At 71.7% G+C, this 11,832-nt stretch carries 8 protein-coding genes and 1 pseudogene; 3 read left to right on the top strand and 6 right to left on the bottom strand.

Annotated elements, in window-relative coordinates; translation table 11 throughout:
- Positions 1–5: 5 nt before the first annotated feature.
- The 5 genes from IE318_RS20190 to IE318_RS20170 all read right to left on the bottom strand — a co-directional run bounded on the left by IE318_RS20190 (position 6) and on the right by IE318_RS20170 (position 6,610).
- Positions 6–623, bottom strand: coding sequence for a hypothetical protein (locus IE318_RS20190; RefSeq protein WP_189902286.1), 618 nt, complete (start codon positions 621–623; stop codon positions 6–8).
- Positions 624–795: 172 nt separating this feature from the next.
- Positions 796–1,188, bottom strand: a complete 393-nt coding sequence (locus IE318_RS20185) for a hypothetical protein (RefSeq protein ID WP_189902284.1) — start codon at positions 1,186–1,188, stop codon at positions 796–798.
- Complete coding sequence (locus IE318_RS20180; RefSeq protein ID WP_189902282.1) at positions 1,188–3,539, bottom strand: DUF4132 domain-containing protein; 2,352 nt, start codon at positions 3,537–3,539, stop codon at positions 1,188–1,190. The genes IE318_RS20185 and IE318_RS20180 overlap by 1 nt, the downstream gene beginning before the upstream one ends.
- Entirely contained in the window at positions 3,536–6,052 is a 2,517-nt protein-coding gene (locus IE318_RS20175) for a DUF4132 domain-containing protein (protein WP_189902280.1), read from the bottom strand. The genes IE318_RS20180 and IE318_RS20175 overlap by 4 nt, the downstream gene beginning before the upstream one ends.
- A gap of 120 nt (positions 6,053–6,172) precedes the next feature.
- A complete protein-coding gene (locus tag IE318_RS20170; protein ID WP_189902279.1) occupies positions 6,173–6,610 on the bottom strand; it encodes an isomerase in 438 nt (145 codons plus the stop codon).
- 130 nt (positions 6,611–6,740) lie between these two features.
- Between IE318_RS20170 and IE318_RS20165 the strand changes: the two genes are divergently transcribed.
- Positions 6,741–7,517 carry a helix-turn-helix transcriptional regulator gene (locus IE318_RS20165; RefSeq protein ID WP_189902277.1) on the top strand — a complete coding sequence of 259 codons (777 nt, stop codon included), beginning with the start codon at positions 6,741–6,743 and terminating at the stop codon, positions 7,515–7,517.
- Positions 7,518–7,934: 417 nt separating this feature from the next.
- Positions 7,935–9,748 (top strand): annotated as a pseudogene (locus IE318_RS20160) (beta-ketoacyl-[acyl-carrier-protein] synthase family protein).
- A gap of 30 nt (positions 9,749–9,778) precedes the next feature.
- Here the strand turns inward: IE318_RS20160 and ku are convergent.
- Entirely contained in the window at positions 9,779–10,840 is a 1,062-nt protein-coding gene (gene ku / locus IE318_RS20155) for a non-homologous end joining protein Ku (protein ID WP_189902275.1), read from the bottom strand.
- 72 nt (positions 10,841–10,912) lie between these two features.
- Between ku and ligD the strand changes: the two genes are divergently transcribed.
- On the top strand, positions 10,913–11,794 hold the full coding sequence (gene ligD / locus IE318_RS20150; RefSeq protein ID WP_030170339.1) for a non-homologous end-joining DNA ligase: 882 nt from the start codon (positions 10,913–10,915) through the stop codon (positions 11,792–11,794).
- Positions 11,795–11,832 lie beyond the last annotated feature (38 nt).

Here is an 11,832-nt window from a genome sequence, read left to right as displayed (position 1 = left end):
CACGGTCACTGCGTCTTCAGCTGGGCGTAGATCCCGCCTTCGGTGTCGTGGACGGTGACCTGGGACACGAAGTCCATGGGGCCGCCGGAACCGACCTCTGTGGTGGCGTACCAGACACCCCATCCGGGGTGGCCGGCCAGCTCGATGAGCTTGCCGTGCACCGTCCCGGCCGCGGTTTCGATCTCGACACCGGACGCCACGCCCTTGCCGCCGTAGTAGAGGCCGGAGAGGTAGGCACGGCCGTCCGTGATCTCGGACTGGAGCGACACGCCAGGGGTGTTCAGGTCGATGTTGCCGTCCACCACACTGCGGAACTGCGGCTCCGGCGAGGTGGGCGTCGTCCAGTGCTTGCCCTCGGCCGTGAGCCAGAGCCGGAAGCCGGGAGCAGCCGTCACACGCTCACCGGGGGCGACGATGCGGGGCGTCGAGGCGGTGTTCTTCGTCGCCGGCCTCATCGCCGTGGCGGCCCGGGCCTTCCCTGCCGGAGCGGCCTCGATCTTCGCCGCGCCCACCTTCGTGACCGTGTTGTGCGGTGCCTTCGCCGGTGCGGCGTACGACACCGTGGCCATCCCGGCCACAGCGGCCGTGACGACCGCGCCGGCCAGGTACTTCATCCACTTCATGTACGGGCAACTCCTTGCGGGAGCCGGACCCGCATGGGGTCCGGGCTGGCTGGTGGACGGAGGGCGCCTCTCCACCCCGACAAACTCCCGCGGGTTCTCGCCCGGATGACACCGGCGCGAAAATTCTTCGCGTGGGGCAGCCCGCGTTCGTGACTCCCCAGCAGCCGGTCCCTCAGCCTCCGACCAGGGCGACCAGCTTGATGAAGACCAGGTCCGGATCGGCCGTGAGGTCCACGACTTCGTCGAGGTCCTCGACCTGGCGGTCGCCGGCCAGGACGAAGAAGCCGTTGGAGAGGAAGGCGCGTTCGGCGATCTCGGCCTGGCGTTCCCAGTCGATGCGGCGGGTCTCGCGGAGTCGGTAGCCGTTCAGCTCCGTCTCGGCGTCGTCGGGGCGGACGAGGCCGTTGAAGCGGTCGCTCGGGCGGGCGTTGTGCCGGGCGACCTCCTCGCGGACCCGGAGTCTGATCAGCTCCCGTACGGTCATCCGGTCGGGCAGGCCGGCCACCTCCCACTCGCTGAGCGCTTTGCCCGTCGCCGTCTCGTCGCGGAAGGTCACAGTGGCCATCAGGCACCTCGCTTGATCTGCATGAGGATGGACTCGTCGGTGATCTTGGTGTCGGCCGCGAGGAGGAACGCCTTGCTGAGGATGAGCGACAGTCTGTCGTCCTCGAACGGCAGGAAGACCTTGCCGTTCGACGAGGCTCGTGCCGGGACGATGCACAGGTAGCTGCCGTCCGGTTCCATCAGGATGTTGGCCGAGCCGAGGTGGATCCGGTACGTGCGCAGGTCCCCGGCCACCACCAGGAAGCGGCCGTCGAGCGAGCAGCGCTCGGCGATCTTCAGGCGCGGCAGGATCCGTTCCAGCGCCTCGCGGCGGGCCTCGGCGCTCGCCGTCAGTTCGGCGAAGCCGGACCGCTCCCAGTAGGTGCGCCCCGGGCCGGCGTCGGTCCAGTCGGGGTCGGCGGCTATCGAGGTCACGCCGACGAAGAGGTCCACGTCGCGCATCGCCTCGCTGAACACCAGCGGGGGCACCTCGGCGAGCGGTGCCTCGCGCCAGGCGCCCCCCGCCCGGCGGTCGAAGCGCACCTGGTCGGTGGAGGCCAGTTCGTCGTTGCCCGCCCAGTCCGCCCAGCTGTGGAAGAAGCGGACTCGCCACTTCCCTGCCGCGAGCGTGCGCTCCGCCTCGCCGGCCTCGCCGTCGTCCCAGGGGCCGAGCAGGCCGCTCTTCCATCCCCGGGCCCGGAACAGGGCGAACATCCTGCGGTAGTGGACGAGGTGCGCGGCGAAGCGGTTGGAGTAGGTCCGTGTCTCCTCTTCGGCCGGGGTGAGGAGGTAGATCTCGCGGAACGCCTGCTTGAAGGGCTGGCGGATGTGCCGTTCGATGAGCAGGTCACGCCAGGCCCGCACGGCGCCGCGATCGGAGCGGAGCGGGTGCCAGAGCCGTACGGGGGCGTCGTCGGGCGCGGCGGGAAGGTGCTCGTCCGTTTCGGGCAGTACCGCGCGCCACTCGCCAGGGGCGATCTCGATCTCCCAGATCAGCCGGCGTACGAGGGTCCGGGCGAGGGGGTGCTCGGCCAGTTCGGTGCGCCACCAGCCGTAGGGGTGGACGGCGTCGACGGTGAAGCCGCCCTCCAAGGCGCGTACGAGGGTGGCGAGATGCGCGTTCACCCGTTTCACCAGGTCGCGCAGCTCCTTGACCAGGGCCGGGTGGTCGCGGCGGACCGGGGCCGGCACGCTGCGCAGCGGGCGGCCGTCCTTCTCCCAGGTCAGCGTGGCGGTCTCGGTGACCGTGACGACGGCCTGGTAGTCACCGGCCGTCCGGCGCAGGACGCCACCCGCGGCCGAGCCGCTGATGGATTCCGTCTCGAACTCCAGCCTCGGCAGCCGCAGTGCCACGTCGGCGCGTTCGGCCAGGGCCGCGTCGGCCTTCTTGAGCATCTTGTCGAGCTGCTTGGGCACCCCTGCGTGCCGGACGGTCCGGCGCACCGTGCGGATCGCGCTCACCAGTTCGGGCGTCGGGAAGTCCTGTGCGGCGCGGACCACCTCGTACAGCAGGGCCTGCGACGGGAGGGTCTTCGCCGTCGTCGGGGCGAGGGCGACGCCGGGCAGCAGCCGGTCGAACAGCTCAGGCAGCCAGGGTTCGTCGCGCAGGAGCGCCACCCGCAGGGCCTGTCCGAGCGAGATGATCTCCCGGTCCGTGAACGCCTTGTCCGCCCGGTAGGGGATCTCGCCCGCCCGGATCGCGTCGGTGCGGTCGGCCGCCGCTTCCAGGGCGCGGCGGGCGAACGCCACGTAAGCGGGGTTGTCGGCGGACCTGCGCCATGTGTGCGGGAGCGACGGGAGGAACCTGTGGTCCTGGCCGATCTCGGACAGCAGCGTCTCCTGTTCGGCCGGTGCGAGGCCGGCGATGGCGGCCATCTCGTCCGCGACGATGGGGCCCACGTCACGGGAGAGGCGCTGCACGGCCGCGCACAGTGTCTCCTCGCCGGCGAGCCCCGCCACCGCGAGCAGCGCGTAGGGCTGGCGCACGGTGTCCTGTTCCAGCCGGAACTCGACCAGGGTGCGGGCCGGTTCGGACACGTCGGGCAGCGGCCCCGTGCAGTGCTCCAGCGCGCGCATGCCCAGGTCGAGGTCCGCCCAGCCGCGCTCCTGGCACTTCTCGACGAGCGTCTCGAACATCCGGCGGCAGGCGTCGGGCGTGTAGCGCGGCTGCCGTTCCCGGGCCGCGTCCTCGACGGCGAAACGGACCGTCCTCATCGTGTGGGGGGCCGAGGCGCCGACCCGCAAGGCCGCCACGAGCAGGCTGCCGAGTTCCTCGTCGGAGACCTGCGACAGATCGGGGTGCCCGTCGTCGCCCTCGAGTGTGAAGTCCGGGTCGGTCAGTGCGCGCATCAGCCGGGCGGCGAGGCGGTTCATCGGGCACCCCTCTTGATCTGGCGGAGGATGGTCTCGTCGGTGATCCTGGAGTCGGCGGCGAGCAGGAACGCCTTGCTGAGGATCAGCGAGAGCCTGTCGTCCTCGAACGGCAAGAACACCTTTCCGTCCCCCCTGCCTGCGCCCTTGCCGCGCGACGGGACGATGCACAGGTAGGCGTCGTCCGGTTCCATCAGGATGTTGGCCGAGCCGAGGTGGATCCGGTACGTGCGCAGGTCCCCGGCCACCACCAGGAAGCGGCCGTCGAGCGAGCAGCGCTCGGCGATCTTCAGGCGCGGCAGGATGCGCTCCAGCGCCTCGCGGCGGGCCTCGGCGCTCGCCGTCAGCGCACCGAACGTGGCCGTCCGCCAGTACGCGGTGTAGCGGTCCTCGCCCCGGTCGGTCCAGTCGGGGTCGGCGGCGATCGACGTCACGCCGACGAAGAGGTCGACGTCCCGCATCGCCTCGCTGAACACCAGCGGGGGCACCTCCGCCAGCGGAACCTCCCGCCAGCGCCGGCCGTCCCGCCGTTCGAAGCGGACCTGGTCCGTCGCGGCGTGCTCGGGCGCGTAGCCGCCGTCGTCCGCGGCGGGCTCGTGGTGGAAGCAGGCCCGCCACTCGCCGCCACCGAACTCTGCACGCGCCTTGCCGTCGTGGCCGCCGTCGTGGCGGCCGAGGAAGTTGGCCTGCCAGCCGCGCTCCTTGAACAGCGCGTAGAGCTGCCGGTAGTGGACGATGTGGGCGGCGAACCGGTTGGAGTAGACGCCGGTTTCCTCCTCCGCCGGGGTGAGCAGGTAGATCTCCCGGAAGGCCTGTTTGAACGGCTGCCTCAGCCGCTCGGCGACGAGGTGCTCCCGCCACGCCCTCGTGTCGTCGGCCGACGCCCGGATCGGATGCCACAGCCGGACGCGCTCGGGCCGGCCGGGCGGCTCGGCCGCCGGGGCCACCGCACGCCACTCGCCGTCGGCGTCCTCGGCGTTCCGGAACTCCCAGATCAGGCCGCGGACGAGCACCCCCGTGACCGGGTGGTCGCGGTAGTAGCGGCACCACTCGTCGTACGGCCACTCGCGCCCGGCCGACATCAGCGCCTCGACGCGGGTCCGCTCGGCCGACAGTGTCCCCCGCACCTCCTTGGCCAGGGCCTTCAACTCCCTGAGCTCGTCCGGGAAACCGTCCTTCACTGCCGTCGGAGCCGTGCGGGAGGTCCCGCCGTCGGGGCGCGTGAAGGTGAGCCGTACGGTCGTCGCGTCCTCGATCGCCACGCGTATCCGGTGTCCGCCCAACTCCCGTTCCAGCGAGCGGTCCGACGCCAGGCCGTGGTCCGGCACGCTGCGCTCGACGAGCTGCTCCGCCGTGATGCCCTGCTGTCCGGCCGCCGTCACCAGCGCGGTGTCGAGCTGCTTGCGCAGAGCCCGTTGCCTGATCCGCGACCGCAGCCGCCACAGGGCCTCCAGAGAGGCCGGGTCGCCCGTCTCGGCCAGCGCGTTGATCGCCGCGCCCGCCAGCTTGAGGTCCTCGGCCACGCCGGTTCCGGGGCCGCCGGTCCGCAGAGCGAGCGCGTCGAGGTGCCGCACCGCGGCCGGGCCGCCGGTCAGCGCGGCCGCCCAGACGATGCCGCGCGCCAGGTCGCCGTCGTTCTGGTGGACGACGTAGTGGTAGTGGTATCCGCCGCCGATCCAGCCGGTGTGTGCGCCGCTTCTCCTGCTGCACAGCGGATCGTCCTCGGCCAGTGCCCGCAGGACGTCGGCCACGATGTCCCGTGCCGAGGCCGCGTCCGCCAGTTCGAGGCATGTCCGCCGCCACCTCTGCGAGGGGCGCGGGCCCGACAGGCCCGCCAAGTGCCGTACGAAGTCCGCCAGTTCCCGCGTCGGGGCGGTGTCCGCACGGTCGCTCAGCGGTGCGGCCCAGGGCGTGTGGGCGGGGATCAGCCCCTCGGGGATGTGCGCCTCGTCCACGCGCGCGAGCAGTGTGCGCAGGCGCTGGGCGAGTGACGCGCGCAGGCGGGCCTCGACGGTGGTGTTCATGAGTTCCGCGTGTGCGTGCCGCAGCCAGGGCATGACCGCTCGGCAGCCGTCGGCGTCGAGCTGGTCGGCGGCGTTCAGCACCATCGCCAGCGAGTTGGCGAACCAGTGGCCCATGTCGTACTCGGTGGTGCGGAGCACCATCGCCGCGACCTCGCCGGGTGTCCAGCCGCGCACCCGTGAGATCAGTGACGCGATCTCGGCTTCGTACTGCCAAAAGCTCGTGTCGTCGAAGCAGGCGGCCAGCATGAGGCACAGGACCGCGGCCCTGCCCTCCTCGTCCGCGCAGGCCGCGAGCCGCTCGTCGATCTCGGCCCGGGTCGCCGCGTCCGCCGCCTCGAATCGCCGGTATTCGGGCCCCATGGACCATCGGCGCTCGGCGCGCTGACGATCCAGAAGGTCGACGAGCCAGCGGACGCGGACGAGCGCGGCGGACCTGACGTCGTCGAGCGCGTCGTTCCTTCGGGATTCGGCCACCAGGGCGTCGTAGAGCATGGCCGGATCATGGCAGGGGGGACTGACAATGCGCTCACACGATCAACGCGCGGTGCAACAGGGTCGGTTCACGTCAGTCACCTGCCGGCACTCGGCAGACCGGGCCCCGGGCGCCCGGACTCACTGGTGGTGGGCGTTGGGGTCGAAGCCCTCCGGGGGCTGGTCGAGGAAGGTGGTGATGGTGGTGATGTGGCCGTCGGGGGCGAAGACCAGAATGTCCGTTCCGGTGGCGAACGGGGTCTTGTCCTGGGCGTCGATCTGCCACATCAGGCGGGCGCGGTCGTGGTGGATCTCCGGTTCCTGCCGGGGGCGGAAGGCGACCTTGCCCATGTGCTGCGCGAACTCGTCGTGGAAGCCGATCAGGGCGGGCGGGCCGCTGAGGACACCGATCGGGGCGTAGTACTGGACTTCCTCGGTGAAGGTCGCCGACACGAGGTGCCGCTGCTCCTCGGGGGTCTCGGCGTTCCAGAAGCGTACGTAGTGCTCGACGGTCGCCCGGTGCTGTGCGGTGGTGGCGTCGGCAGTCTCGGTGTTGGTCTCGGTGCTGGTCTCGGTCATGGTCGGCTCCGTTCGTCTCGTGGGTGGTGCAGCCGTGGCCGCACCACGAGACACTGCGCGTCGTGGCCGCCGTGTGTCGATAACCTGCGAGGTTATTGCCGTCGCGCGCGCGGTCCGTCAGCCTCGGTGCATGGTCACCACGGAACCGGTCGGGCTGCTGGTACGGCACTGGAGGGAACGGCGGCGCCGCTCGCAGCTGGACGTGGCACTGGCCGCCAACCTCTCGACGCGGCATCTGAGTTACATCGAGACCGGGCGTGCCACACCGAGCCGGAAGATGATCGAGCGGCTGTGCGACGAACTCGATGTGCCGCTGCGGGACCGCAACACCCTGTATCTGGCCGCGGGTTTCGCGCCGGTGCACCGCGAACGGCCGCTCGCCGATCTCGGCGCGGCCCGCTCCGCCGTGGACGCGGTACTCGCCGGCCACGAGCCCAGTCCGGCGCTCGCGGTCAACGCGCGGTGGGACCTGCTGACCGCCAACGGCGCCGCCATGTTGTTTCTGGCGGACCTCCCGCCCGCGCTGCGTACGCCTCCGGTCAATGTCCTCCGGGCCACATTGCACCCGGACGGGCTGTCCCGGCGGATCCGGAACCTCGCCCAGTGGCGCGCTCACGTCCTGCGCCGCACCCGACGGCAACTCGCCCGCAGCGCCGTGGAGGGACTGGCCGACCTGCAGGCCGAGATCGCGTCCTACCCCGTGCCCGGGGACCACGGCGACGAGGCGGTGGCCAGCGACCTGGTCGTCCCCCTGCTGCTCTCCTCGGACCACGGTGACCTCAGTCTCCTCTACACCACCACGGTCTTCGGTTTCCCCCGGGACGTGACCCTGGACGAGATCGCCATCGAGACGTTCTTCCCCGCCGACACCGCCACGGCGGAACTGCTGCGGGCCATGTTTCCCTGACGAAGGGCCCGATGGACCCAATCGGTCGGGCCCCGGTGCCCCCGCGCACACGGCGGTGGCGCTCAAAGTGCGGATCAGTCGTCAGGCCGTCGCGTTCTTCCCTCAGGGCTGAGATCTCGCTCACAGGGGTCACCGTCGCGGGCAGCAACTGACGTGCCGTAAGTCACATGGCGCGGGCTCCTGTCGTACGGCCGGGCCCAGTGCTCGCCTGCACGACTGCTGAGGGTGGGTGACCTGCCGCACACCCGAACTTGGGTGAATCGGTCAACCGGGCGGCTGTTCAGGCGGATTGAGGGTATCCGTACGGGCATCCAGTTTTGAGCCCTGTGTCCGCCGCCATAGTTTTTCGGCTTTTTGTCCCTTTCACTCGGGATGGTCCGCCGAACGACACCTCGGGTCACAGGAAGCAGCACCGATATGCCCAATTCGTCCGAGATGCCTAAAGCTCCCATCCATCCCCACGCCGTGACCGCCGGCGAAGTGGTCCCCGGCGACCTCGTCGCCCTGTCGCAGGAAGAGGTCGAGCGGCAGCAGTGGTGTGTCGTGATGCACACCCTGCCCGAGTCTCCGGGGACGATCCGGGTCACGCTGCGGCCGCCGCTGGGTGGCATCGACCGCGAGGCCGTCCTGGCACGGGAGCAGCAGGTGGTCGTCGCCGGACGGCGGGTGGACGAGGCCGCCGTTCCGGCCGTGTCGTCGCCGCGGCTGGACGCCGTCAGGTTCCGGGACGGGGACCGCGTGACCCGGCTGCGGGCCGTCGACCCCGAGGGCGTCGAGGTGACGTACGAGCGGCGGTGGGGGGTCTGGCACCGGGATCTCGACGACAGGACCGGCGAGACCGTGTCCGACGACGTCGTACGCGGGTGGGCGGCCGACGCCGACCGGGCCGGGTATGTCGTACGTCACCACTCGCGGCCGGCCCGCGAGCCCTCGTGGGCCGGGCCGCGCCGGGTCGTCGTGACCGGGCTCGGGGCCCTCACCCCGCTCGGTGTCGGCGTGGACGAGCTGTGGCGGGGACTGCTCGACGGGCGCCACGGCATACGGGAACTGGAGGGGGAGGAGTTCCAGGAGCTGCCCGTGCGGGTCGCCGGGGTCGTGCCCGTGGACCCTGCCATGCTGCTGCCCCGGGCCGCCGCCCGGCGGATGAACCGTGCCGCGCAGTTCGCGGTGCTCGCCGCCCGTGAGGCCTGGAGCGACGCCGGGTTCGCCACGGGCGGGACCCGGGAGAGCGGGCTCGACCCCGAGCGGGTCGGGGTCAGCCTCGGGGCCATCCTCGGCGACGCCTCCGTGCTCGTCGGCGGGGACCGGAAGCTGCGGGACAAGGGGCCTCGCGGTGTGTCCCCGCTCACCACGCCCATGACCGTGCCCTCGCAGGCCGCCTCCCAGATCTCCCTCGACCTGCACATCACGGCGAGGCCCGCACCGTGACCAGCGCCTGCGCCTCCGGCACCGAGGCCATCGGCGAGGCCATCGACCGCATACGGTACGGCCGCGTCGACGTCGCCCTGGCCGGTGGCGCCGAGGCGGTGATCACCCCGGCGATCATGGCCTCGTTCGCCTCCATGCGGGCGCTGTCCGACCTGGGACTGGACGGCGGCGCCACGCCCTCGCGGCCCTTCGCCAAGGACCGCGCCGGGTTCGTCAACGGAGAGGGTGCCGGGGTGCTCGTGCTCGAGGCCGAGGAGCACGCCCGCGCCCGGGGCGCCCGGATCTACTGCGAGGCCGCCGGGTGGGGGCTGTCCGCCGACGCCCACCACATGGCCGCGCCGGACCCGTCCGGCAGCGGCGTCGCGCTCGCGCTGCGGCGGGCCGTACGGGACGCCGGCGGGCACGTCGTCGACGTCGTCCACGTGAACGCGCACGCCACCGCCACCGTGGACGGCGACCTCGCCGAGGCCGACGCCCTGCGGGCCGTGCTCGGCCAGGGCGGGGGCGCGGGTGCGGGTGCGGGTGCGAGTGCCGGCGGGGGGGTGCCCGTCACCGCGCTCAAGGGGAACCTCGGGCATCTCCAGGGTGCCGCCGGCGGTGTCGAGGCCGTCGCCGCCGTGCTCACCCTGCACAACCGGCTCGTCCCGCCGACCCTCGGGTGCGCGGAGCTCGACGAGGAGATCGGGCTCGACGTGGTGACCGGCGCACCGCGCACGCTGCCGGCCGACGGCGACCTCGTCCTCAGCAACTCCTTCGGCTTCGGCGGCCACAACGCCGTGCTGGCCCTGCGCCGCGTGGCGTAGGGGCGGGGCGACGGGGCGGGCGGCGGTGGGTCACGCTGTGCGTTTGCGGGCCGCCGCCTTCTTCGCCGGGGGCTTCTTCGTCGTGGACTTGGTGGTCGCGGCCGTCTTCTTCGGCTGCTGGGCCGACTTGGATGCTGTTTTCTTCGTCGAGGACGCCGTCTTCTTGGCCGCCGTCTTCTTGGCCGAAGGGGCCGCCTGCTTCTTCGCGGGCCGCTTCTCGGGGGCCGCGCGGGTGGTCTTGCGGCGCGGGAGGTGTCTGACCTCGGCCTCCGCCGACTCCTCCTCGGCGGCTTCCTCCGGGCGTCCCACGTCCTCTCCCCTGGACTCCTTGGCCGCCCGGACGCTGTTCTCCAGGGCGGCCATCAGGTCGAGGACCTTGCCGCCGGGGGCCGGCTCGGGGGTCTCCGGGGGTGCCTCGCCGGCGGCCTTGGCCGCGATGACCTCCTCCAGGGCCTCCCGGTACTCGTCGTGCAGGTCCGCCAGGTCCACCTCGCCGAGCGTGTCCATCAGGGCGTCGGCGAGATCCAGTTCCTTGTCCCGGACCGTGACGTCGGCCTCCGGAGCCACGCCCTGGGGGGCGCGGATCTCGTCCGGCCAGAGCAGGCCGTGCATGGCGATGACGTCGTCCACCACGCGCAGCATGCCCAGTCGCTCGCGGCCGCGCAGCGCGAACTTCGCGATCGCCACCTTCCGGCTGCGCTTGAGGGCCTCCCGCAGCAGTGTGTACGGCTTGGCGGCGGGCGCGCCGCTGGCGGCCAGGTAGTAGGCGTTCTCCATCTGGAGCGGGTCGATCCGGTCCGCCGGGACGAAGGCCACGATGTCGATCGTCCTCGCGGTCGGAATCGGCAGGTGCGCCAGGTCGTCGTCGGTGATCGGGATGATCGTGCCGTCCGCGTCCTGGTAGCCCTTGCCGATCTCCGACTGCGCGACCTCACGGTCCTCCAGTTCGCACACCTTGCGGTAGCGGATACGGCCGCCGTCCTCGGTGTGGATCTGGCGGAAGGAGATGGTGTGGCTCTCGGTGGCGTTCACCAGCTTGATCGGGATGCTGACCAGGCCGAACGAGATGGCGCCGTTCCAAATGGATCGCACGTGCAGCACCTTCCGGATCGGTTTGGGACGGTTTGCAATAGCTTGCAGTGAGTTCCGTGGTTTTCTTATCGTATGGCGCCGATCACAGAGGTGGAGGGGCGACGGCTCGCGCTCAGCAACCTGGAGAAGGTGCTGTATCCCGCGACCGGGTTCACCAAGGCCGAGGTGCTGCACTACTACGCGACGATCGCCGAGGTGCTGCTCCCCCATCTGCGGGACCGGCCGCTGTCCTTCCTTCGGTATCCGGACGGCCCGGACGGACAGGTCTTCTTCGTCAAGAACGTGCCGCCGGGTACGCCCGAGTGGGTGACGACCGCGGAGGTGCCCCGGTCGGAGGGGCCGGCGCGGATGGTCCTGGTGCAGGACCTCGCGAGCCTGATGTGGGCGGCCAATCTGGTGACCGAGTTCCACACCCCGCAGTGGCTGATCGGAGACCCGGGCGAGGCCGATCGCCTGGTCTTCGATCTCGATCCGGGGCCGCCGGCGACCGTGGTGGACTGCTGCCGGGTGGCGTTGTGGCTGCGGGAGCGGCTGGCGGCGGACGGGGTCGAGGCGTACGCCAAGACCTCCGGGTCGAAGGGGCTGCACCTGCTGGCCGCCGTGCGCGGATCGTCCAGCGAGCGGACCTCCGAGTACGCGAAGGGGCTGGCCGTGGAGGCCGAGAAGGCCATGCCGCGGTTGGTGCTGCACCGGATGACGCGGAGTCTGCGGCCCGGGAAGGTCTTCGTCGACTGGAGCCAGAACGCGGCGCGGAAGACGACCGCGGCGCCTTATACGTTGCGGGCGCGGGAGGTGCCGATGGTGTCGGCGCCGGTGTCGTGGGAGGAGGTCGCCGAGTGCCGGGCCGCGGGAGGGCTCGAGTTCCGGGCCTCGGACGTCGTGGGGCGGGTGGAGAGGTACGGGGACCTGCTGGCGCCGCTGCTGGATGTGGGGCGTGCGGCCGAGTTGCCGTGAGCCCCTGAGCTGGTGGCCCGCAGCAACGGCGGCAGCCC

The sequence above is a fragment of the Streptomyces spiralis genome (genome assembly GCF_014654675.1).
Lineage (GTDB): Bacteria > Actinomycetota > Actinomycetes > Streptomycetales > Streptomycetaceae > Streptomyces > Streptomyces spiralis.
This window is presented reverse-complemented; position numbering and strand designations above follow the sequence as displayed.